18 protein-coding genes are annotated in these 24,516 nt (G+C 42.5%); 9 read left to right on the forward strand and 9 right to left on the reverse strand.

All coding sequences use genetic code 11. The annotated features are described in order from the left end of the window. Nucleotides 1-369: 369 nt before the first annotated feature. The 3 genes from ABF638_RS11870 to ABF638_RS11880 all read right to left on the reverse strand — a co-directional run bounded on the left by ABF638_RS11870 (nt 370) and on the right by ABF638_RS11880 (nt 3,612). Nucleotides 370-1,536, reverse strand: a complete 1,167-nt coding sequence (locus ABF638_RS11870; RefSeq protein WP_435022916.1) for an EcsC family protein — start codon at nt 1,534-1,536, stop codon at nt 370-372. Between the two features lie 426 nt (nt 1,537-1,962). Beyond that, nucleotides 1,963-2,790: an alpha/beta fold hydrolase gene (locus ABF638_RS11875; protein WP_435022917.1), complete on the reverse strand. Its 828-nt coding sequence runs from the start codon at nt 2,788-2,790 to the stop codon at nt 1,963-1,965. Nucleotides 2,791-2,886: 96 nt separating this feature from the next. Then, complete coding sequence (locus ABF638_RS11880; protein ID WP_435022918.1) at nt 2,887-3,612, reverse strand: lysophospholipid acyltransferase family protein; 726 nt, start codon at nt 3,610-3,612, stop codon at nt 2,887-2,889. 394 nt (nt 3,613-4,006) lie between these two features. On the opposite strand from ABF638_RS11880, the gene metG reads away from it, so the two are divergent. From metG to menH, 5 genes are all read left to right on the forward strand, one after another. Next, nucleotides 4,007-5,611: a methionine--tRNA ligase gene (metG, locus tag ABF638_RS11885; RefSeq protein ID WP_435022919.1), complete on the forward strand. Its 1,605-nt coding sequence runs from the start codon at nt 4,007-4,009 to the stop codon at nt 5,609-5,611. A gap of 167 nt (nt 5,612-5,778) precedes the next feature. After that, entirely contained in the window at nt 5,779-6,408 is a 630-nt protein-coding gene (locus ABF638_RS11890; protein WP_094348455.1) for an NYN domain-containing protein, read from the forward strand. Then, nucleotides 6,408-7,616 (forward strand): LPS export ABC transporter periplasmic protein LptC, encoded by a 1,209-nt coding sequence (gene lptC / locus ABF638_RS11895; RefSeq protein ID WP_435022920.1) that lies wholly within the window; start codon nt 6,408-6,410, stop codon nt 7,614-7,616. Before ABF638_RS11890 ends, lptC begins: the two co-directional genes overlap by 1 nt. A 195-nt stretch (nt 7,617-7,811) precedes the next feature. Beyond that, complete coding sequence (locus tag ABF638_RS11900; RefSeq protein WP_435022921.1) at nt 7,812-8,213, forward strand: metal-sensing transcriptional repressor; 402 nt, start codon at nt 7,812-7,814, stop codon at nt 8,211-8,213. A gap of 210 nt (nt 8,214-8,423) precedes the next feature. Beyond that, on the forward strand, nt 8,424-9,242 hold the full coding sequence (gene menH / locus ABF638_RS11905; protein WP_435022922.1) for a 2-succinyl-6-hydroxy-2,4-cyclohexadiene-1-carboxylate synthase: 819 nt from the start codon (nt 8,424-8,426) through the stop codon (nt 9,240-9,242). 14 nt (nt 9,243-9,256) lie between these two features. Here menH and ABF638_RS11910 read toward each other — a convergent pair whose 3' ends face one another. Next, a complete protein-coding gene (locus tag ABF638_RS11910) occupies nt 9,257-9,907 on the reverse strand; it encodes a glycoside hydrolase family 24 protein (RefSeq protein WP_435022923.1) in 651 nt (216 codons plus the stop codon). Nucleotides 9,908-10,119: 212 nt separating this feature from the next. Further along, complete coding sequence (locus tag ABF638_RS11915) at nt 10,120-10,779, reverse strand: NAD(P)H-binding protein (protein ID WP_435022924.1); 660 nt, start codon at nt 10,777-10,779, stop codon at nt 10,120-10,122. Between the two features lie 177 nt (nt 10,780-10,956). On the opposite strand from ABF638_RS11915, the gene ABF638_RS11920 reads away from it, so the two are divergent. Continuing rightward, nucleotides 10,957-11,631 carry a DUF1997 domain-containing protein gene (locus tag ABF638_RS11920; RefSeq protein ID WP_181928806.1) on the forward strand — a complete coding sequence of 225 codons (675 nt, stop codon included), beginning with the start codon at nt 10,957-10,959 and terminating at the stop codon, nt 11,629-11,631. A 225-nt stretch (nt 11,632-11,856) separates the two neighbouring features. On the opposite strand, the gene ABF638_RS11925 is transcribed toward ABF638_RS11920, so the two are convergent. From ABF638_RS11925 to ABF638_RS11935, 3 genes are all read right to left on the reverse strand, one after another. Continuing rightward, nucleotides 11,857-12,111 carry a hypothetical protein gene (locus tag ABF638_RS11925; protein ID WP_435022925.1) on the reverse strand — a complete coding sequence of 85 codons (255 nt, stop codon included), beginning with the start codon at nt 12,109-12,111 and terminating at the stop codon, nt 11,857-11,859. Nucleotides 12,112-12,176: 65 nt separating this feature from the next. Beyond that, entirely contained in the window at nt 12,177-15,281 is a 3,105-nt protein-coding gene (locus ABF638_RS11930; RefSeq protein WP_435022926.1) for a phosphoenolpyruvate carboxylase, read from the reverse strand. A gap of 84 nt (nt 15,282-15,365) precedes the next feature. After that, nucleotides 15,366-15,620, reverse strand: coding sequence for a hypothetical protein (locus ABF638_RS11935; protein WP_069072037.1), 255 nt, complete (start codon nt 15,618-15,620; stop codon nt 15,366-15,368). Between the two features lie 442 nt (nt 15,621-16,062). Here ABF638_RS11935 and ABF638_RS11940 point away from each other — a divergent pair, with 442 nt between their 5' ends. The 3 genes from ABF638_RS11940 (at nt 16,063) to psbA (ending at nt 22,132) form a co-directional block, all read left to right on the forward strand. Further along, on the forward strand, nt 16,063-19,077 hold the full coding sequence (locus tag ABF638_RS11940; protein WP_435022927.1) for a DUF1574 family protein: 3,015 nt from the start codon (nt 16,063-16,065) through the stop codon (nt 19,075-19,077). 132 nt (nt 19,078-19,209) lie between these two features. After that, nucleotides 19,210-20,709, forward strand: coding sequence for an MBOAT family O-acyltransferase (locus ABF638_RS11945; RefSeq protein ID WP_435022928.1), 1,500 nt, complete (start codon nt 19,210-19,212; stop codon nt 20,707-20,709). A 340-nt stretch (nt 20,710-21,049) separates the two neighbouring features. Beyond that, nucleotides 21,050-22,132 carry a photosystem II q(b) protein gene (psbA, locus tag ABF638_RS11950; protein ID WP_435022929.1) on the forward strand — a complete coding sequence of 361 codons (1,083 nt, stop codon included), beginning with the start codon at nt 21,050-21,052 and terminating at the stop codon, nt 22,130-22,132. Nucleotides 22,133-22,185: 53 nt separating this feature from the next. Here psbA and ABF638_RS11955 read toward each other — a convergent pair whose 3' ends face one another. After that, the gene (locus ABF638_RS11955) at nt 22,186-24,477 is read right to left on the reverse strand and encodes a PhoD-like phosphatase (RefSeq protein WP_435022930.1); all 2,292 of its coding nucleotides are present in this window, start codon (nt 24,475-24,477) and stop codon (nt 22,186-22,188) included. Between the last annotated feature and the right edge of the window lie 39 nt (nt 24,478-24,516).

Raw genomic sequence — 24,516 nt, forward strand, 5'->3', positions numbered from 1 at the left:
GTCTTTGATACTCATTAATCCACCTCGGAACTCCATTAATGAGTCTTTGATACTCATTAATCCACCTCGGAACTCCATTAATGAGTCTTTGATACTCGTTAATCCACCTCAGAACTCCGTTATAGCGGTTCTCGATCCAGTGAAGTACAATTTTGACCTCTCTCCAAACCTCTCTCCTTTTAGGAGAGAGGCTTTGAATTGTTCCCCCTTCCCGCGTTCGGGAAGGGGGTTAGGTCTATTTGCACACCTGTACCTCACCGGATTGAAAATGGCTATAACGAGTCTTTGATACTCATTAATGAAGCGATGAACTGTACTTTATTTATTTCCTACCCCATGCCCAATGCCCCATGCCCAATCCCCAATTCCCTATCCCCCAATTGTATTTGTGTCAATGTCAAATTTGCTGGCGATCGCTGAGATTATTTCTTGCTCAATTGGTGTAGTCTGATTGTCAGTCTGGGCAATTTTATAACATTGAGCTAACAAAGGTATGGCAAAATCACGATTTAGCTGATTTAGTAATACATCTAAAGGTTGGGGTGATTTGATATTTTGGGCAATGGCATCCAAGGACTTAGGACTGATGTTTACAGCTTTTAATTCTGGCAAAATTTCTTCCCAAGTCTTTTCTGGATGACTGGCTAGGATCATGTGGACTAAGATTTGATCCATGAGAGTTTGTTGAGCGATCGCACTTTCGAGATACTTTTCGCTTTCGGCTTTTAAGGTTGCCAATGTCTCTGGCGATTCGAGGGATGTTGATTCATCCAGCTTGGCTTCGTAGAATCGACAAGCAGCATACCCCAATGAATAGATCATTGTCGCATTTGAACTAGCTCCGATCGCTGCACCCGCAAAAGGTACATTTCGCAGCAACCCTAATCCAGCAGCTTTTAATAAACGGCCTCCACCCAAAGCCAAACCAAAAATTGCCAAAACTTCACCTTTCCGGGCAGGATCTTTTAAATCTAGCCCATAGTCAGATGCAATCTCATAAATCATTTCTGATTGCAATTTTGTTGTTGCTGTTAAATCAATTGCCAATAATGCAACTGCTACTCCCGGCAAAATACTAGTTGCTAGTCCAACAGTGCCAGCTTTAGTTGCTTTTGCCAGCATGATTCGGTGAGCAATCTGGCTAGTTGATTCATTGGGATACTTTTGCTTTAGCTTCTTTACTGCCGCTTCTGCTTTTTCTAAATCAATAATGTCAGTACTACCAATTAGCCAGTTGAGATTTAAGACTCCAGATACTTTTCTAATCAGCCAATTCTGGCTGAGGTGGTTAACAAACTGACCGCTAGTTTGAGTTGTTTGCTCAATTAACTTGTGTGTTTGTTTCGCGGTGGCTTCTCCCACACCCACTACTGTGTCTAAAACTGCCATGCCAGTATCAGCAACAGTTTTAACAAAAGACTCTATTATAGATGGTTCATTTTCTACTGATGATTGAGCCTGAATTCCGACTTTTGAAGTTTCTGTGGGTGAATTACCGGATTTTTTCACTTCTATTTCTTGGGGTTTGTCTGCCATTCTTTGACACCATTCTCTAAAGCCTCTCTCTTTCTTTTAGCGAATCCTGAGCGGCTGTACATCCCTCTATAAACATAATTATCAGTTTCAGAATGAACTATTTTCTTGTTTTAAAAACTGTGTTAATCCATCAAGAATAGGAACATACTCTCAGAGGATGTTTTAAAAGTGGTCGGCTGTAATTTTAGGCACTTGTTGATCCCCCCAACCCCCCTTAAAAAGGGGGGCAAAAAATTCTCAAAGTCCCCCTTTTTAAGGGGGATTTAGGGGGATCTAAAACGTTTTGCTACCGACCAGAGGACTTTTAAAACATCCTCAAATCCCTGTGTTTGATCTAGGAAGACAATGAAAACACAGGTAAACCACCAGTATCAGATGAGAAACGCGGGTAGAAATATCCCAATTATGATGCGATCGCACCTCACCCTATCCTCTCACCTCTAACCCGGTACTGATATCAGCATTACTTTCTAAAAATTCGTTATCCTTAAGAATTTCATAGAGATTAGTATCTTGCTCTAGTAAGCAAGCATGTCCGCAATGGGGCAATATCACAATCTTGTTATTTGGTAGGATATTCCCTATGCGCTTTACTTCACTTACAGAAGGCAAAAGGCGATCGCTACCACCGGCAATCAACAAAACTGGTTGAGTCAAGCGACTTAACTGTTCCTGATCAACTTGAAACTCTCGCAGTAAAGACAATCGCCAAAGAACGGTTTCTGATGGTACAGAACGCATAGTTTTCAGTAAATCATGGCGATCGCTCCGAGAAATGCGTGGCAAAGATGCTAAAAACGGCAACAACCCTAGTGCGCCAACATCATACAATCCTGATGGCACTAAGTAAGTGAGTTGGGATGCCCAATGCAACCAAGGGCGAAGCTGAAAGGATGAAGCTGGGTTAATTAGGATAATTCGCTTAAATAAGTGAGGTGCTTTGATTGCTACTTTCATTGCCAAGCAACCACCAAAGGACTCACCACACAGATAAACTGCTCTCTGAGAACTTTTTTCTAATTCTGCGTGGATCAAGTCCAGTACACTTTTAGTTAGCACATCCCAAGTGGTAAGGTCTTGACGGGGGATCGCCAAACTGCGGACATCGAAGCCAGTTTCTAATCCAGTGGTTTGCGATCGCAATAGTTGACCTGTTCCATCCATTCCTGGCAAATATACCAATAGGGGATACTCTGGCTGTACTCGTTCAGGAGTCAGGAAACAAGGCTTTAACTCAACTTCAGAGATAGTCATTAGTCATTGGTCAGTAGTCAATGGTCATTTGTTAATGGTATAAAACTTTTGAACTGTTGATTGTTCGGACGATTCAAAATCCAAAATCGAACGGCTCTAATAGCAACCTTGGCGCAGTAAATCACTAATTTCACCATGACAGTGTTCTGTCAGTTCAGCCACAACAGTTCTGGCTTGTTTGCCATGATATTTTTGATGATGTTGGGGCGTAATCCAATAAGGACGACCGATTAACACTGCAACCCGACGATAAATTACCAAAGGATGCCAACCACTTTGGTTAAATAAAGGTTCTGAGGGGTCAAATACACTCAAAAGCCTTAGTGGGAAGCCATTCGTGTTTACCTCTTCTAAGGAGGCGATCGCGATCGGCAAAATCGCTAAATCCTGCACATTCCCTCGCAATGCCAAATGGGCAAATCCCCGCTGAAACTCACCCACCTGGTTTGGCTGAGTAAATTTCACCATTGGTTCAGTCCCTTCTGGAAATACTCCCACCATCTGCTTGGACTGCAATAGCAACTGCGACTGCGAAAAAAAGCTTTGCTGGCGGTTTTGAGTCTCCTCTAAGGGAAAACACCCCAATTGTCCGGTGACAATCTCCCGCATGACTGGCACTTGTCCCATATAGTGATGGCAAGCAAAGCGAATCGGATTCGATAACGCCGCCATTAAAATCAGTGCATCCATAAAGCTGCGGTGATTGCTAACTACCAACACGCTGGCATCCTGGGGAATGCGGTCTTCGTAATAGCGAAACATTTGCGTTGAGAATGCCGCCACCAAAGCGCGAGAAATCTCTAGGGGGCTATTTCGACTCATACCTAATCAATATATTTTTCCGGTAAATATGGCGGTTTATCTTAATTTAATTTTTACATTTCTTTACTATTGCCATGACCGTCTTAAGATAGAAATATCTAATCGACAAAAGCAAATAGATTTTTCACGTTCTCGATTATGTATTCTTGATCACAAGAATTTCTAATAGAAAGTATTCAAAAAGATTATGATTAGTTAATTTTCATCTTTTAGGCAAAAATTATCAGAATTGATGCATATTACAAAACAATTATTGACATAATAAATTTGCTAGTATGAAGGTGTTATTGGAAAAAATAGGAATATTATTGTATAATTGCGTGGTTTTGCCGCTAAAAACTAAGATGTAAAACGTCAAAACGTTTTAATTAAGTTAATTTTTATTTATTTTTACATGAATCTAGTGAATAAAACAGAAAAGACATTTGCACTAACCACACCCCTATATTATGTAAACGATGTCCCCCATATAGGCAGTGCTTATACGACGATCGCAGCAGATGTAGTTGCGCGATTTCACAGACTACTAGGACATCAGGTATTACTGATTACAGGTACAGATGAACATGGGCAAAAAATTCAGCGATCAGCAGAAAGTTTAGGCAAAGCACCACAAGAGTTTTGCGATGAAATTGTCCCTAGCTTCGTGAGTTTATGGCAGTTACTAGACATTCAATACGATCGCTTTAGTCGGACTACTGCACCTCGTCATGAAGCGATCGTCAAAGAATTTTTTGAGCGAGTCTGGGAATCTGGTGATATCTACCAAGGACAGCAACAAGGCTGGTATTGCGTATCCTGCGAAGAATTCAAAGAAGAACGGGATTTGCTAGAAGGACACCGTTGCCCAATTCATACTAACAAAGAAGTAGAGTGGCGAGACGAACAAAACTATTTTTTCCGCTTATCCAAATATCAAAATAAGCTGACAGAATTTTATCAATCTAGACCAGATTTTATTCAACCAGAAAGTCGGCGCAACGAAGTTCTCAGCTTTGTCAATCAAGGGTTGCAAGACTTTTCCATTTCGCGGGTGAATTTAGATTGGGGTTTTCCCGTACCAGTTGATCCCAAGCACACCCTTTATGTCTGGTTTGACGCGCTGCTAGGTTATGTCACAGCATTACTAGAACCAGATGCAGAACCGACTTTAGCAAATGCTTTAGAAACATGGTGGCCAATCAACCTGCACCTAATTGGTAAAGATATTCTCCGCTTCCATGCAGTTTATTGGCCCGCAATGCTGTTGTCGGCTGGCTTACCCTTACCAGAGCGAGTATTTGGGCATGGCTTTTTGACCAAAGATGGGCAGAAGATGGGCAAAAGTCTGGGTAATACCCTTGATCCTATCGCGTTAGTTCAGCGCTATGGTAGTGATGCCGTTCGTTATTACTTCCTTAAGGAAATCGAATTTGGCAAAGATGGAGATTTTAATGAAGTAAGGTTCATCAATGTTTTGAATGCAGATTTGGCAAATGATTTAGGTAATTTGCTCAATCGCACCTTGAACATGGTGAAGAAATACTGCGCCCAGAATAAAGTCCCATCAATCGGCAATGAAGCGATTCCTGACGAAAATCCTTTGAAAGCAATTGGTTTACGTCTAGGGGAACAGGTGAAACAAGCATACCAAGAGCTAGCTTTCAATCAAGCCTGCGGGGCTATCCTTTCATTGGTGCAAGCCAGTAATAAGTTTATTGATGAACAAGCTCCTTGGTCATTATATAAACAGGGACAGCAGGAGTCGGTGGAAAAAGTTCTCTACGCAGTTCTAGAATCAGTTAGACTAGCAGCTTATCTGCTATCCCCAATTATTCCGAACATCAGTAGCGATATTTATCAGCAGCTGGGCTTTGGAATAAACTTTAACGATCAAATACAAAGTTCAGTTACCGCCCCTTTTGCCACCCATGCTACATGGGGAATACTATCCAGTAAACAAGAGTTGGGTACACCCAAACCTATTTTTAAGCGAATAGAACCCCCGAAAAACGATTAGTCCTTATCAAAGTCTGATTTTGTTCAATCTCTTATTTTCTCAAAAAATTTATCGGGGCTGAACTTAAAATTAGCCTCGGAACATTATCATAAGCCGCTGTGACTAGCATCTAAAAGTTGGTAATTTGTATCAAAAATAACAGGGATAAAAATTGAGGTATCACAATGATGTTGAATAATTTGGAAAACGATTCGATCTTTACGCCAGAACAAGTTTTGGAGAATCGGGGTAGAGTTGCCATATTTATAGATGGCTCAAATTTATTTTACGCTGCACTGCAACTAGGAATCGAAATCGACTACACCAAGCTATTGTGCCGATTAACTGGAGGTTCCAGACTACTGCGATCTTTTTTCTACACTGGTGTAGACCGGACAAACGAGAAGCAACAGGGTTTTCTGCTGTGGATGCGTCGCAATGGCTATCGAGTCATTGCTAAGGATTTAGTCCAGCTACCAGATGGTTCTAAAAAAGCTAACCTGGATGTAGAAATAGCAGTCGATATGATGGCACTAGTAGATTCTTATGATACCGCAGTTTTAGTCAGCGGTGATGGGGATTTAGCTTATGCAGTTAATTCAGTGAGCTATCGTGGCGTGCGGGTAGAAGTAGTGAGCTTGCGTTCGATGACCAGTGACAGCTTAATTAATGTAAGCGATCGCTACATCGATTTAGAAGCCATCAAAGAAGATATTCAAAAAACCCCTCGCCAAAGCTATCCATACCGGCCTTTATCTGGCATCGGTTTTTTGGAAGACCCCAGAACTAGTGATGGACACCTAGAAATCCAAGAATAATGGCGTATAAATTTCATCAAAAGGGGAGATGGGGCAAGAGAAAAATTCAAAATTTCTCCTCCACTCCCTCTTTTCTTATTTTACCTTTGACCTTTTTCTTAGTATTTGGTTTAGTTGCCTGTGGGAGTAAATCTCCCTCAGCCTCCCAACAAAATACTGTGGATTCATCTAATTCAGATAGCGATTTGACTTTCTTTGATGTCACTTTAGAACAAGCAGATGAAGTGGGACGACCCATTTGGAAAGTCAGGGCTAAAACCGCAAAATACACCAAAGAAAAACAAATTGGTCAGGCTGAAAACCCTTATGGTGAACTATACCAAGATGGCAAAGTAATTTACCAAATCAAGGCAGATGTAGCAGACATTGAGCAAGATGGGAAGCAGTTGTTTCTTAAAGGTAAGATATTTGCCACAGACCCTAGTAATGGAATTGTATTGCAAGGTAATGAATTAGAATGGCGTCCCCAAGAAGATTTGTTGATTGTCCGCAATCAGATTAACGGGACTCATAAACAACTAAAAGCAGTGGCGCAAGAAGCGCGAGTTAAAACCCGCGAACAGCGAATGGAATTTTCTGGAGGGGTAGTAGCAAATTCTGCTGATCCCCAGTTACAAGTCAGAACCGAGCATTTGATCTGGAATATTAAAGAAGAAAAACTGATTGGCGATCGCCCCATAGAAATTGATCGCTACAAAGATAATAAAATTAGCGATCGCGGCAAGGGAAATTATGCCGAAGTCAATTTAAAAACAAAAATTGCCACTGTCCAGAAAAATGCCCAACTAGAATTACTAGACCCACCACTGCAAATAGCTAGTAACTCTATGATCTGGGACATGAACACAGAAAGTGTCACCACAAACTCGCCTACACGAATGTTCCACCGTGCCGAAAATGTCACAGTGACATCCAATCAAGGTCAAATGATAATACCGCGAAAAATTGTTTATTTAACAGGTAACGTCAACGCCGTTGGTCAGCGTCGCCAGTCTCTAAGATCCAATTCATTAACTTGGTATTTAGACAATAAGTTAGTTGAAGCTCAGGGAAATGTGCTTTATCGGCAAGTTGACCCACAAATAAATTTTGCGGGTGAAACAGCCGTTGGTAATCTGCAAACAGAAAATATTGTTGTCAAAGGTGGCAGTCCTAGCGGTAGGGTAGTAACGGAGATTATTCCCCAAGAAAGAGCCAATCGTCAGTAGTGGAGTTAGGGCGAATCAGGGAATGGGGAGTGGGGAGAAATGAACTAGCTTTTTAACTCCGTTAACGAGTCTTGGAGAGAGATAAACGAAATTACAACATTCCTTCATCCCGCTACTCGCCACTCGCCACTGATAAATTTTGGGTTGGTCGAGTACTAGGCTAGGATTTTAGTACTACAAGTCCTTTGATAACCCATGAATGGATCAAACAGATTAGGTAAGGAATCCTTGCCAACACCCCAGCAAGCAGAATATTCCCACCATCATGATACAGAGCAAGAGCAGACAGATCATACTCATGGGACTGGAGAGTTAGCTCATTCTCACGTCCATAGTGAAGAATCTCTACGGCGAATTGTCAATCGATTATCGCGTATAGAAGGACATGTTCGTGGTATTAAGGCAATGGTGCAGCAAAGTACCCCTTGTCCTGATGTTCTACTGCAAATTGCCGCAGTGCGAGGCGCATTAGATCGGGTAGCGCGAATTGTTTTAGATGAACATTTAACCGAGTGCATTGGTAGAGCCGCACAAGAGGGTAATATTGACGTTGAAATTAAACAGTTAAAAGCTGCTTTGGATCGATTTTTACCTTAAAAATTAAAAAAATAATGTAGGATACATTCGCTATTCAATAGTGCATCATGATATTCACCTCAGCAATATCATGTTGCGAACTTGTAGACAACCTATTTTAATAGACTTTCTCTGCTTTTACCTCGTTTCCTCCTATAAAAAGGGAACGAGAAAAGAACCTTACTCCATAAGATAATATGCTGTGCAGCAAAGATAGTTTTTAACTAGACGATGGTCAGAAAAAATTATCAATTTTACTATTCTTTCATGGGCAACCCAGAAAAAACACTGATTCTTTTTCTGCATGGTTTCATGGGTAACATTAATGAATTTGATGAAGCGATAAAATTACTATCTGATGAATTTTATTATTTAACAATTGATCTCCCTGGACATGGCAAAACCCAAATTTTGGCTGGGGATGATTACTATACAATGACAAATACTGCCCATGCTTTAATCAACTTGCTGGATGAGTTAAAAATTGCCAAATGCTTTTTAGTTGGTTATTCAATGGGTGGAAGATTAGCTTTATATCTTACCCTGAATTTTCCAGAACGTTTTTATAAAGTTGTACTAGAGTCAGCTTCCCCAGGTTTGCCAACAGAAGCAGAACGATTAGAACGCATTAAACTTGATACGCAAATAGGTAGAAAGGTAATAAGAAGTTTTGAAAAAAACGATTTTGCCGCTTTTTTATCAAATTGGTATGAGCAGCCGATTTTTGCTTGTATAAAAAATCATCCAGAATATGATCGCATGGTAAAAAGTAGGTTGCAGAACAATCCCCAGGAATTAGATAAATCACTACGCTTTATGGGTACTGGATACCAACCTTCTTTATGGGAAAAGCTAAAAGATAATACAATTTCTATTCTGTTATTAGTTGGCGAATATGATAAAAAATTTATATCTATTAATACAGAAATGGCTAAAAAATGTGAATTTGCCCAGATGAAAATAATTGATGATGCTGGACATAATATCCACTTTGAAAATACCTTGGCATTTGTGGAAAATATCAAATATTTTTTGTCCGCAGCAAGTTAAAAATTAATCTAACCTCACTGCTTCTTTATTGCCTTGCTAGAAGGAGTTGGGGATGGTGTCAAATTCGGGGCTGTTGGTTGATTAACTGCGGTTAATTCTTCTTGCAACATTTTCTGATAAATCTTAGGTAAAGAGCTACTAACAGAATTAGTTTCTATCCCATATCCTAAACTTGTCCAGGTGGGAGAGAGTCGCCGCAAAACATCATTTAACTTTCCCTGACGCAACAGTTGAGAAATATCAACTCCCCAAACTTTAGAATCATTTAACCATCGGTAAACTACTACATCTTGATACTCTGCTTCAAAACTATAACCAGTCCAAAACATCATCTGCATTGGATTTGGATGATAACGAGGGGCTAAACGATCCCAAGTAATGTTGATAATTTGATATCTGCCAGCAGCGGTAGAACAATTACCTGTGTTGGGGCCTGTGACAATTGTGACGCATATCTCAGGATGTCGGCTGAGGTCGTTGACTTGCTGTCCACCGTATAAAAGCGAATAGGGACGGTTACCACTTGCCTCACTCGCCGAAATGGTTCGCATTAAAGCGCGGATATAGGGGTCGCCCTGTTTCATCACCAAAGGCGGCTGTTTATTTTCAAAGATGGGATCAGAAGGCGATCGCAAGTCTCCAATATACCATTGCAATAAATACACAAAGCCGAGAAGCGCGGCTATTGGGCCAATAAGTTTTTCAACACCTTTGAATTCAAAGCCTTTCAGAGTCTAACTCCTTCAAATTTGCTCTGTTTGCTAACAACAATAATTGACGCGCTCATTCTGGCAAAGTTCACTTTCATTCAATACATACCTACTGTTCGTAGGGGGCGCATAGATGCGCCCCTTAGCGTTAACTCTTCACTGGTTCATTAGGCGACATTAGCAAATAATTCCCCAAAAGTTTTGGAGCTAGCTTCAGGTTTGGCAACAATTTCGACAATTTTATTCCGTGCATCAGCTTCAAACAGCGCCTCAACCGCAACTTGGGCGACTTTCTGCCTGGGGATGCTACCCTCAAACAGTGTATCTGCACTCTGCATCACAATGGGGTCAAGGTTATCTTCATTCTTCAAGCCACCAGGTCGCACAATCGTATAAGTCAGACCACTTTTTTGGATATACTCTTCGGCTTGCTTTTTCCACAACAAAATCAGCCAAAACAAATTCAGTGGATGGAAAAGCTGCGAAATACACAAAGAAGAAACTAAGACAAAATGTTCAATTCCCTTTGTTTTAGCAGCATCTACTAAATTTTTAGTCCCTTCAAAATCCACTTTATAGGGGCCAGTGGGGTCAAAGCTCGGTTTTGCGCCAGTTGCAACCAACACAACTGTGCTATCTCCCAACGCAGCAGCCAGACTTTCTGGTTGTAATACGTCGCCTACAACTAATTCGGCTTCAGGAGAGAGAATACCCCTAGCTTTCTCTATATCCCGCACCAAGGCTCGGACGGGAATATTCCGCGCTATCAATTCTTGCACAATCCGGCGACCTGTTTCACCCGTTGCCCCTGCTACAAATGCTTTCATGAGAAATGCTATCCTGGGAAACTATTGTGTGCTTGTTCAGTTCTTTATTTTAGTAATTCTATGGAGTTGATGGCAGATTAATAAGGTTTCAGTAAAATGGGATTTGAATGCGAAATGACCCAGGCGCGTGGGGAATCATTAATATAGACGAACGCCAAAGTATACAGTAATGCATTTATGCTTTCAAGAAAAAGCGAATATAAATCCTGGGAAATAACAGAAGCAGTTTTACCTGTAGCCTCCACCCAAGAAGAAGCTAAGGAAACATTAACCGAAGCAAATGTAGCAACGCTCACAAAATTTTACGGTCGTTATCAAGACTGTATGGAAATGGCTGCCCCAGTAGAGAAGGTTGCTGAGTATCTCAATGCTCACGCCTCATGGTTTTCGCGCTGCGCTGAACCCATGAAGGTACAATCACTTGGGGAAAATGGCTATGCTTTAGTAATTGGTCGTTTTGGTTCTTTCGGTTATGAAGTAGAACCGAAAATTGGTTTAGAATTGTTGCCCCCAGAGGAAGGTATTTACCGCATCCGTACAATCCCCATTCCTGACTATCAGCCGCCTGGTTATGACGTAGACTACCACGCAGCCCTCAAGTTAATAGAAACGGATGTTTCCTCTAGTATTGGGGAGGTTACAAGGGTTGAATGGGAATTGGATTTAATAGTTTATATTCACTTTCCCCGGTTTATTCAGCGATTACCCAAGTCTCTAGTTCAATCTACAGGCGATCGCGTACTTAACCAAATCGTCCGCCAAGTCTCCCGCCGCTTAACTCGCAAAGTTCAGGAAGATTTTCATAAGTCTTTGGACATACCCTTTAATGCCAATTCCAGGCAAAAGCGGTGAACGAAAGTGTTAAGAAAAATCTGACTAATGGATAGTCACAAGTGGGGACAATACAATTCGGATAAGCAGGCGAGGTAGGGGAGGAAAGAGAGTTATTAAGCAATTTGTCTTCCCCTACTCGCCTCAACAGATAACTTTGTTGTAAGTGCAAAGGGACAGACTTGAACTAAAGTTCAAGTTAAGGAGAGATTCGTCGAATTCACGTTTAATTAATTAGTCAACAGACTAATCACGAGTTTGTCGCGTCACCAAACCACCAACAAACGCCCCTAAAACAGTACCTGTCCACAGTCCTGTTGTGCTACCTTGCCATATTGCTCCTGGTGTCATCCAAGCGTTGCACATCTCCTTTAAACCCCAAGGTTGGTTTTGGCACTTTTGGCTATGCAGCATTATGGTAATTTGCCCACTGGTGTAAGCACCAAAAAAACCTGATGACAACGCCAAAAAAGTGCAAATTAAAATTTTATTTTTTGTCATTAGTCATTAGTCATTTGTCATTTGTCCCTTATTCCCATGCCCCATGCCCAATGCGCCATTCCCAATCAACCAGTATTTCTCATCCCAGCGGCAATACCATTAATAGTTAGCAATGCTCCTCGCAGTAACTCGCCTTTGCTGTAACGAGAGTGGATGACTCCAGAAGTAGCATTAGTATTTAGGGACTGGCGTAGGCGCTTAAGTAGTGAAACTTGGATAAATCCCAAGGGGACAATTGTGCCATTGCGTAACTGCACAGATCGCTGCAATACAGGATCACCATCTAACAGTCGATTGTGATCGGTGATTTTTAACACCAAATCCCTTGTCAGATAGAACTCGCTGGCAATTTGGTCAAAAACCTTGGCAAAACGAAGTTGATCTTCTGGTTTTGACAATTCTTGGACATAGTGATGTGCCATTTGCATATCTACTTTTGCCAAGGTCATCTCGGCTTTAGAAATCACCATCTTGAAGAACGGCCACTTAACATAAAAGTAGCGCAGCAATTTCAAATGTTCTTCTGGTTCTGCGTTCAAGAAGTCTTGTAAAGCTGTGCCAACGCCGTACCAGGAAGGCAGCAAAAATCTAGTTTGTGTCCAGCTAAATACCCAAGGAATAGCTCGCAGACTACTTAAATCTTTCTTACCAGATGGACGGCGGGCTGGACGAGAGCTAATTTGTAGCTGGCTTATTTCTTCAATTGGGGTTACTTGGTGGAAGAAGTCAACAAAATCAGGCTGTTCGTAGATTAGAGCACGATAGTGTTGACGCGATCGCGCTGCTAATTCTTCCATAATCTCGTTCCAGGGTTCAATATCATCAAACCCTGTCCGCAGTAGACTAGCTTGAATCACAGCTGTAGTGATGGTTTCCATGTGGTACAAAGCCAAGTCCAACAAGGAGTATTTAGAAGCCAAAACTTCTCCTTGTTCGGTAATCTTGATTCGCCCATTGATACTATGACCGGGTTGAGCCAAAATCGCCTCGTAAGCAGGGCCGCCACCGCGTCCCACAGAACCGCCGCGTCCGTGGAAAATCCGCAAATTTAGATCATAGCCTTCTGCTATTTGTTGCAGTGATTTTTGGGCTTTATGAATTTCCCAGTTGCTACTTAAAAAACCAGAGTCTTTGTTGCTGTCAGAATACCCCAGCATTACTTCTTGCAAGTTGGGGGTGAGGGGGGAGGAGGTTGGGGATGAGGGAGCAGGGGGGGCAGGGGAGGCAGGGGAGGATGAATTTTCATCCACGACAACGCTCTCTGTTTTTGTCTGTTCGTAGCCGCCGGCTAATAAGGCGCGATATAAGGGGAGTTCAAACAGTTTCCGCATGACGCTTCGGGAGCGTTGTAAGTCTTCTACTGTTTCAAATAGGGGGACAACTTGAATAGTTCCGACGGCAATGGCGGGGTCAAAAAGTCTGGCTTCTTTGGCTAACAGCAACACTTCCAGCACGTCGCTCACGTCGCGGCACATACTGATAATGTAAGTTTGGCAGATATTTAGACCAAATTCTTGTTGGAGCGATCGCACGACGCGAAAAGTTTCAATTACATCGTTGGTTTTTTCGGAAAATGGCAATTCTGCCGGAATTAATGGCCGACGGGTTTGCAGTTCTCCTGTGAGCCAAGCAACTCTTTGCTCCTCAGAGAGTTCGTTGTAAGGTTGAGGTAATATTTGCAGGTATTCCAGGATTTCATTCAGCGCATCGGCGTGGCGGGATGATTCTTGGCGAATATCTAGCTGTGTCAAGTTAAAACCAAAAATTTCTACTTGACAGATGAGATTTTCTAATTCTCGACAGCTTAAACCTGTTTCTGTCAAGTTGCGCTGAATCATCCGCAGTTCTGCTAAAAAATCGGCTCCGGAAAGATACAGGGGGCTATCTTGATTTTTTGGCGTTTCTCGATTGTATAAAGCTAGATTGCGATCGCGAGTATTTTCCAGCCGTTTCAGCACATAAGCTAGTTTGAGCCGATAGGGTTCTTGTCGATAACGCAGCGCCAGTGCGTCATAAACTTCGCTCAACTGGGACTGATCCAATTCTAGAGATTCCAGTAAGTCTGGTAAGACATCACTCCAGTGCATCGATACACTCAACAATTCAATCAGATTTTTCACTGACTGAATATATCTCCCGATCACCATTTTGCGCTGATAGCAAGCTGTCTTCCAGGTAATTTCGGGTGTGACTGATGGATTCCCATCCCTGTCTGAGCCTACCCAAGAGCCGAAAGAGCAAAAGTTTTTACTCGGTGGTTCTAGCCAAGGAAAGGTATTGGATAAGGTATGTTTGAAACGTTTATAAAGTTGGGGAATGCCATCAAACAAAACTTCTTGGAAGTAGTGCAGGGCATAATCTACTTCGTCTAGCACCGTGGGTTTAAACTGGTGAAGTTCATCTGTGCGCCACCACAGGCGAATTTCTTCGAGCAATTGTTCGCGGACATCTGCTGCTTCCCAAGCATATCCCCCAGATGTACCACCAGAATGGTTTTCCAAGGCATCCAGTTTTTGTAATAGTTGTACCACCTGGCGCTGCTTATCGCGGATGGTATGACGAACAATTTCCGTTGGGTGTGCTGTGAAAACTAAACGCACATCCAGATGTGCAATTAGACGTTGAATTTGCTGGGGTGGTACATTCAGTTTGAATAAATAGGGAAATAAAGCAGCAAAAGTCCCCTTTGGTTTGACTGGCGCTTTTTCTAGATAACTCTTTGTCAACAATTCTGCTGCTATTCCCTTGCTAACAGGCGCATCATCTTCTCTTTGATTGGAAGAATAGTTGACATTGGATGCTCTTTCTGCGTCTGTAGCCTCTGTTTCTGCTTCATAGCGGCTCAATTGCTGCCGTTGTTCGTATTCCTGCTCTATGATGTTGATCAACTGAAAATATAGAGCGAAAGCACGAGCCGCACGGATTGCTTCGTTGATATTTAGTTGTTCAATTAATTTAACGGCTGAGGATGCTTGGTCATTTGTTGCTTGTCCTTCTGGTGAACATAGATCGCGCAACTGCCGCAACAGATCTACCATATTTTGACCGCATTCTTGCCGGAGAACTGACTCCCACAATTCTTCCACTACCTGGAGACGATGACGCAAAAATAATTCCGACACCGGGTATATATCCGCAGTTTGAGACGAAGAGTATAAAAGGGAACCCATATTCTCTATTCTTGTAAAGCTAATTACTGTTTACGGTTCTAGGTTTTGCACTGAATGCTCACCGGGTTGTTCCTGAGCAAATAATTATTTGGTGTATATCTTCTCATCTTGATTGATTTCGTGTTCATCTGGGAAGTCGAGGTTGGGTAGGCGATCGCCTCGAAATAATTCTTCACTGGCTTCCCCGATAGATTCTAGTGCTCTTACTGTAGTTTTTCCGGTAATGAGCAGCAGTAATATAGACGCTGTACCTATTTGTAAAAGGAAAGATTGGGGAATGCTAAAAAAATCCAGATTAGATGGCGGGTTAGTTGAGGGTTGTTGGTTGGTAGGAGGCATTGCTAATTTTTGGTTATGGGAATATGGGTCAAAAGGAGTTATGAGTCAGGAGTTAAGAGTTAGGAGTTAAGATGACTCCAACGATCAAGGGATGGAGTTGAAATGAGATAAGCTTGTTGTTTGTTTCGCCTATCAGGGGCGTTACATTAGCACATTGGGACGCGAGTCCGGTTTTAAAGGACAAGTCATCAGCCAGTCATATAAAATTATTCTGACTCCTGGCTCCTAACTTCTGATTTCTGACTCCCTATTAGTAAAATAAACGCAAAACTCAACATTAGTCAGACTTGCAACCTGTACAAGACTATCTTGGCCGATTTTGTGAGCTACGAAGGTAACAAAATTGTTAAAAAAAAACGTCAGAGTGTGATAGACCTATGGTTCTAGTTTACAAGTGCAGGCACTATCCCCCAACAATCGCTTCCTGTAAAGTTAACTGAGCATGAAAACAGTATTACCAGATCGCCAGCAATCCTTAGTGCAATGGGTAAGCCAAGCAACAGGGATCAACACTTTCGGGGTGAAAGTCCGGTTGCGGGGAAATGACCTTCATATTCTTTGTGAAGGTACAGAATGTCCGCAGCGTTGGCACACTTTGTCTGATTTGCTGCAAGCACTACAGCAAACAAACTTAGATATCCTCACAAGTAACGAACAACCCTCAATATATCAAGTATTTGTCTATGGCCGAAGAAAAGGGGAACAGCGCCCCAAATGGTGCCATCGGGTTTACTTGAATCAAATAGATAAACATCTGGAGCAGGTGGAGCAAGCCTTGCTAGCAGACTCGGAAAAATCCAAACAATCGGGTGGAGCGTTAATTGTCTCTAACGAAAGTTTGGCACGCCAAGGCAACCCAGAAGCGATCGCTCGATATCTCAGCGAAACTCTGAGTACCTTAGGTGTATCGGTACAGGCAAAGATTAAGCTATATAAGCCAAAGAATTCTCAGCCAGAAGAAAATCGCCTGTGGATATTTTGCCAGTCGAGCTATAGCCCTGATGCATCCTTGCTTGCTGAACCAATAGCACAAAAGTTGCGTTATCTCAAGCTTTCCGGCTACCAAGATGCAGTTATTGTTTCTCAGGTGAGCGGCGAAACTGTACATGATTGGCTGCTGCGGGTGGATTTGACACCACCAGAAGTGATGCTGAAAGAGTGGGCGCGTTGGGGGGATATACAAGCGATCGCTCGATTATTAACTGAGGTACTATCAGGGTTAAAAGTTGCTGTCCAAGCTTCTCTGAAAGAATCAACGCTACATATCTTTTGTACCCCAGCTTTTGATCCCTTAGGAACTGCCCCAATCCCAGACAAGGAAGTGTGCTTAAAGGCGATTGTACCCCAACTAGAAGCGATCGCACCTCAAGGCATTCTCGCTGCCACCGTATACGGACAAAAAGCAGGCGACAAGCAACCCACTTGGATTGATTGGCTGGCTTTACCCGCTGCAAAACATCCCGCCTTTGCCCCATCACCACTAGAGTTGGCAAATACTGGCGATGAACCAGCCATCATATTTTTACTAGAGCGCTTACTCAATCCTGACTTGGATTGGCGGCTATTGACAGGTGGAATTCGCGTACTTTTACTGAACAAAAATGATTTATTGCACATTATGTGTGATGCACCTGTTTGTCCAGGGCGGCAACAAGTAGCAAGTAAAATTACGCAGTTTATTCGCCAATTAAAAATTCCCGGTATGATGGGAGTACGTATCTACGGTCGCCGGGCTGGGAATAAAGAACCTTTTTGGCATTATGGCGTTGATCTTGAACATCGCCAACGTTTAGTGCCAGAAGCAACCCCAGAATTTGCTGCTACTTCTAAATACGTTAACGATCTGGTAACCTCTGAGACTAGTGAGCCAATTTTGCGCCCCGACTTAACAACAGAAGAAGTTCAAAGTTTTGTAACCGAAGTAGCGCGAGATTGGATGGCAACGGCGAGTTCAACAGCGAAAAAATTCCTGTTGAGAAGCCAGTTATTTACCGAAAGCAACCAGTCAGCGGAACATAACCATGATGTTCAAGGAATTAAGATTGCTTTAGTTTGGGGAACACTGGGATTATTACTCACTCTCCAAACTGATTGGGTATTGGGTCGAATTATTGCACGGACTACGCCAAGTTCGCCAAAAGTCGCTAGTGCCATCCTCCCATCATCTTCTGAGCACAAGGCATCTTTGACATCTGAAAAAAATCAGACTGAAAAAACAACATTTTTTAGCAGCACTTCCAAGACAAAATCTCCTCCAAATCAGAGTTCTGTATTTAATGCTTCGGAATTTACCCAAAATGATGATACCCCGACTAAGAATTTGGCAGCCGCACCACTGAAAGAAAAAGCAACCGCAACAGCTATTCTTTTAGCAGCGCGATCGCAGATGCCAAGTTTCAATGTCAGGCAGTTAGATGAACAACTAGCACTGTATAAACAGCGTTTAGCGAGAACTGGTAATCCGCCAGATGTATTAATTATCGGCTCCTCCCGCGCCCTCAGAGGAGTAGATCCAGCAGCACTTTCTAAAGCTTTAGCGACTCAGGGCTATCCAAATCTGGACGTGTTTAATTTTGGGATCAACGGTGCTACCGCACAAGTTGTAGACTTTGTGATTCGCCACGTATTAGAACCATCAGAACTGCCTAAAATAATTATCTGGGCAGATGGTGCTCGTGCTTTCAACGGTGGACGCGAGGATATTACCTTTAAATCCATCGCTGCATCAGCTGGTTATAAACAAGCATTCCAAAAAACAGCAACAGATGCAAATAGCGATGATTTAGCCGAAAATGCAGTAAATTCGGGAGATAAAAAGACAAATGAGGACGTACCGGAGATTAGTACGTATCAAGCTGTTAATGAGTCATTGAATCAAGCTCTAGCATCTGTTTCCAGTAGCTATCCAAATCGCGAGCAAATAAAAAGTTTACTGCAAAAACAACTACTCATACTTGGTCATAATCAGACAGTTGCATCAGAAAGACAGCTAACAGACGGTACTTCAGATGAAAGTACTTCTCGGCAATCAGTTGACTTTGATGGCTTTCTACCTTTGTCTATTCGTTTCAATCCCGCTAGATATTATCAAAAATATTCTAGAGTTACCGGAAATTACGACAATGACTATAAATCTTTCCAAGTAGAAGGACAGCAAGATGCTGCTTTTCAAGAAGTGCTTCAGTTTGCCCAATCTCAGAAAATTTCCTTAGTGTTTGTCAATATGCCTCTGACAGGAGATTATTTAGATCCAGTGCGTAGGCAATATGAGCAGGAATTTCAGCAATATATGTTGCGTTTGGCTACTAATCCCAACTTTATTTATCGTGATTTGAGCCAACAGTGGATAAAAGTAAATGACTACTTTTCTGATCCTAGCCACCTCAACCGCTTTGGCGCATACGAAGTCTCGAAAAAGCTGGCTAATGACCCGATGATTCCTTGGCCAGTGAAGTAGGGGATTGGAGACTGGGGATTGGAGACTGGGGATTGGGGATTGGGAAGAATAATCTACAATACCCAATGACAAATGACCAATGACCAATGACAAATGACAAATGACAAATGACGAATGACAAATGACTAAAAAATGAACTTTATATCAATTTTCTATGGGCTGTTCTTATTGAGTGTGTTAGGAATTTACTGGTCTTTGGCACAACAGAAATTGCGATTGTGGACGCTGCTAATTGCCAGTTTGGTTTTCTATGCATCTTTGCATATTCAGTACATACCATTACTATTAGCCTTGACGTTTGTTAATTTCCGTGTAGGGCTGGAGATTGGGCAAAATACATCACCAGGAAAACATTCTCTTGATTGGCAAATTTCTAATGAAGAGTGGCAATTTGCTCAAGGTGATTGGAATCGTCGCCGTTTAAAAGTTTTGTGGGTGGGTATAATTCTAAATGTTTTACTGTTATTAGGTTTTAAGTATCTTACCCCTTTATTCAAGTTTGTTTTTCATGTGCAAACAAACTCACCAGATAGCTCTTTTAAATTGATTGCACCATTAGGAATTTCCTTTTTTACCTTTGAATGCATTGCCTATTTAGTAGATGTCTATCGTGGTGCCCCTGCTAGTGATAATTTTCTTAAATTTGCCACCTACAAATTATTCTTCGCTAAACTCATTTCAGGTCCGATTACGCGCTATCACAACTTAGCAAATCAATTCAATACACTCAACTTTCCCAGTAGCGATAGAGTAGCTGAAGCGCTGTGGTTGATTGCTAGGGGCGCAGTCAAAAAAGGCATTTTTGCAGACCACCTCGGAATTTTCGTCGATTTATGTTTTGGTAATCTGCAACGGGCCGGTAGTACCGATCTCTGGTTAGCTACATTCGCCTACGGTTTGCAGTTATATCTAGATTTCAACGGTTACGTAGACATCGCCCGTGGTAGTGCTATGCTTTTCGGCTTGGTTCTACCTGAGAATTTTGACTTTCCCTACTTCAGCACCAATATTTCAGAATTTTGGCGGCGCTGGCACATGACTCTAGGAGATTGGTTGCGTAACTATGTCTACTTTCCTTTGGGTGGTTCGCGTCGGGGTTTAGTCCGTACCTGCTGGAATTTATTTATTGTGATGCTAATCGCTGGTATCTGGCACGGTGCTGCTTTGGGTTATGTAGTTTGGGGCATATTCCACGGGTTAGCCTTGGTGGTTCATCGACTTACAGATACTATGAGCGATCGCTTTGAAAATCTAGAACATTTCTGGCAAAATCCTCTGGGTATCTTTGTAGCTTGGTTCTTAACTCAATTGATGGTTTTTACCTCTTGGATTTGGTTCCGTCTACCTAATCTTCAAGACTCTTCTTTGGTAATTCGCCATCTTTGGGGTTATCCAGCTGATGCCCAGTTTGCTCAAAAGGTCTATGTAGATGCCTTAAATATGAGTCAATACCAACTCACTTGGGTACTTCTAACTTTAGCTGCCTTCATGGCTATAGTCTATGCCTTCAACCGAATGCTGAAGTTAGAGTTTAATTGGCCTCTTAAGCTTGTCTTCGTGCCCATCTGTTTCTACGCTGTTTGGTTATTCGCTCCTGAAGGGAGTTTGCCCTACATCTACTTTGATTTTTAACAGAAATATAAGACAATTTACAACTTATTATTTCGTTACAAATCAACAGAACTTAAAATTTTTCTAACAGCTTATTTGTAAAGGAATGTAAAGACAACTAACTAGGCGATCGCATTATTGAAAGTTATAGCTAGGTTGGTCTTGAAGTGGCTTACAAAGGCTCAATCGATTACTTTTATCTAGTGGAAAAACTTTATATTTCGATGATCTTTTTAAAGAATACTGTTACAGAATATTAAGTCAAATATCGCGTCAAAGTAAATTCATGTAGACTGTATTTCAACAGGCAAAATCAATCTTGCTTGTTCCATATTTAACAACAAATAGCACTTATAAAACAATGACCACAACCTTACAACGGCGCTCTGGCGCTAGCGTATGGGATCGCTTTTGCGAGTGGATCACCAGCACTGACAACCGTATTTACATCGGTTGGTTTGGTGTTTTGATGATTCCTACCCTGCTAGCTGCGACCACCTGCTTCGTAATTGCCTTTATCGCTGCTCCTCCTGTGGACATCGATGGTATCCGCGAACCAGTTGCAGGTTCTTTGATCTACGGAAACAACATCATCTCTGGTGCAGTTGTTCCTTCTTCAAACGCCATCGGCTTGCACTTCTACCCAATCTGGGAAGCTGCTTCCTTAGATGAGTGGTTGTACAATGGCGGCCCTTACCAATTGGTAGTTTTCCACTTCTTGATCGGTTGCGCTGCATACCTTGGTCGTCAGTGGGAACTTTCTTACCGCTTAGGTATGCGTCCTTGGATCTGCGTAGCTTACAGCGCACCTTTGGCTTCCGCTACCGCAGTATTCTTGATCTACCCAATCGGTCAAGGTTCTTTCTCTGATGGTATGCCTTTGGGTATCTCTGGAACCTTCAACTTCATGATTGTGTTCCAAGCAGAACATAACATCTTAATGCACCCCTTCCACATGTTAGGTGTGGCTGGTGTATTCGGCGGTTCCTTGTTCTCTGCAATGCACGGTTCTCTAGTAACTTCTTCCTTGGTGCGTGAAACCACCGAAACCGAATCTCTAAACTATGGTTACAAGTTCGGTCAAGAAGAAGAAACCTACAACATCGTTGCAGCCCACGGCTACTTCGGTCGTTTAATCTTCCAATACGCTTCCTTCAACAACAGCCGTTCACTGCACTTCTTCCTAGCAGCTTGGCCTGTCGTCGGTATCTGGTTCACCGCTTTGGGTATCAGCACGATGGCATTCAACCTGAACGGTTTCAACTTCAACCAATCAATCATTGACTCCCAAGGTCGCGTCATCAGCACCTGGGCAGACGTAATCAACCGCGCTAACTTGGGTATGGAAGTAATGCACGAGCGTAACGCTCACAACTTCCCACTCGATTTGGCTGCTGGTGAAGTTGCACCTGTAGCAATGACCGCTCCTGCTATCAACGGTTAATACTTCAGTATTAGCTAAATAAAAAGCGCCCTCCAGAGATGGGGGCGCTTTTTTTAATTACGTAATAAGGACTGATTGGGTGTTAACTGGCTCTCAAAACGGCTGTAAACAATTTGGGTTGGATACCAAGAAGAAAACCAATACAAATCTTGAATAACTTTGCAAGAACTACTCCCATCTGCTAACTCAAAGTGAACCAGAGCTAAATTATTCAATCCAACTACTTCCCGCCCCTCCTGAAACCAACGAAATTTCCAAAACATTAGGGGTTGTAACCATTTCCATTTGGCATTTTTGGCTCGTTTCCAGGGAGCTATCAACGAAAATATATCTGCTGTATAGGCAGAAGTTTGAACACTGTTTCGAGGTATCCACTCAAGTACACAATGCCAGTCAGAGTTAGCTAGCATCTGGCGATTATGGTGTAATTGTTTCTCGGAAACTTCTACCATATTGGGTGGATTGAGCCACCCTATCCAATGTCTCACCTTTTCTGGTAACAGCCAATCTTTCAATCGTGTATGAATGAGCCGCGTCAAAATCTCTTCATTCTTTAATGCACTAGCTGTTAACTGCACTAATACAGACTGTAATTTGGAATGGGTACGTGCATAAGACAAGTGAGCAACAGAACTGTAGTGAATATCCCCGGATAGAATCACGACTTGTTGACGTTCCTCAAACAAGGTAGTTAGGAATTTTGCCAGCGCTTCAACATTAATGTTCCAGGCATCTCCAACATCAGTTGAAAAAACTTTCTCCCGTTTTAAATGCCAATGGTGAATCCAATCAATCACTTGTAGTCCAAATACATTAGTGGGCGCAATCACAAATGTAGTTTGAATCTGAGTTTGTTCAGCTACTTCTTGTAAAGGTAAAAGTAGTTGTTGCTCAAAGGCTTGTGGACACAACAGCATCGGCGGCGCGATCGCTTTTTGATCGGCTGGATAACCCCGCCAAGTACGCGTATCAAGCACAATTACTTCATGGCAATCGCTCCTGACTATGTAGTGCCAAGTCAGTGCTTCAGGATGTCGATCCAGAATAAATACTGGACCGTCTCGGACTAAGATAGGTAAGCCTGTGTGCGGATCGTTGGCTGGCATACCTACATAACGAGCGATCGCCTCATCAGCCTTTACATCCGTTCCTTGGGAAGCTGACCAAGCTTGTGCAGCCATCAACAGCTTTTCACCAGATTGACCTTCAGCAAATTGCCCTGGTGTGTTGCCCCACGCTTGAAATACCGTGTAGGCTAACAATGCATTTTGAACTATTCTTCGCCCTAAAGGACGCCCCAGCACTCGCAAACACCAAGCTTGGTTTAGGTTCCAGTCATCACTAACATCATGGTCATCAAAGATGGTGTACATGGGAATATTGGCAAGGGCGCGACGCACTTTCCAAAGCGTATAAATTAATTGTCGCAAATGCCATACTGCCCGATTCCAGTCCTTGATAGCGTGGCGATCGCGCATTACTTGGTGTCCTTTGGGAAATGCGGTCGGCCAGCATACTGGCGACCATGCTAGTAAATAAGTAGCGTAATACTCGCCGAGGCTGAAAAGATGACTGTTAACTTTCTCAGGTTTATTATGTAGTCCTGCGGTCAAGCCTGCTTGATTTGTCGCAACTTCAGACCGCTCTCCAGGGGGTAGTTGCTGGGGAGTGCAGTATACTCCATTTACAGGAAGTTGTTCTTCCCAACCCAAGAGTGCATCACCAAGAGTACTGGCAACCCACAACGACGGTTCTGATACATCGTCGCCGTAAATTTGATCTCCGGTGAGAAACAGCTGGTGAGGGCGGTGTTGGGGTTGATTAGCCGCAGCCTCAATTAAAGTGTCAAGAATTGGCAGTGCATCAAACCCATGACCATGAGGTTTACGGCAGGAAGCATGGACAATTTGTAAATCTTGCAGACAGGTAGGCGGCAAAACAAAGGTTGGTTTTTGATGATCGAAGTAGCTAATGCTGACTGTAGGAGAGGAGTTTGAGCATAATGCTTGTTGCAGAGTTTGCGGGGTTTGGTCAGCAACAGTAAACTGGAGATCGTATGCATAGATGTGACCTCCAGTTAGGCGATGTCCAACCGTAGACCGAGCCGTTATTGCAACTACATGAAGATGCTTACCCAGAGAAAAGGTAGAGCGTTCCCCATCCAATAAGCAATTTTCTAGTGCTTTACCATCATCTGTTGTGTCATAAACTTTAAGTTCTACCTGACAAGACTGTTTCAGTGCTACCCATACCGTTACTGACTCTGGTTCAGTATGTTGGAGGATTGGCCCCGCTAAAATCAGTGGCAGTTCTTGTAAAAACTTGTCCCCAACTTGATACTTCATTGCAAACAGTTAACAAAGTGGTGGTGTTTTAGATGTGTT

The organism is Nostoc sp. CALU 1950 (genome assembly GCF_051172895.1).
GTDB classification, from domain to species: domain Bacteria; phylum Cyanobacteriota; class Cyanobacteriia; order Cyanobacteriales; family Nostocaceae; genus Nostoc; species Nostoc edaphicum_A.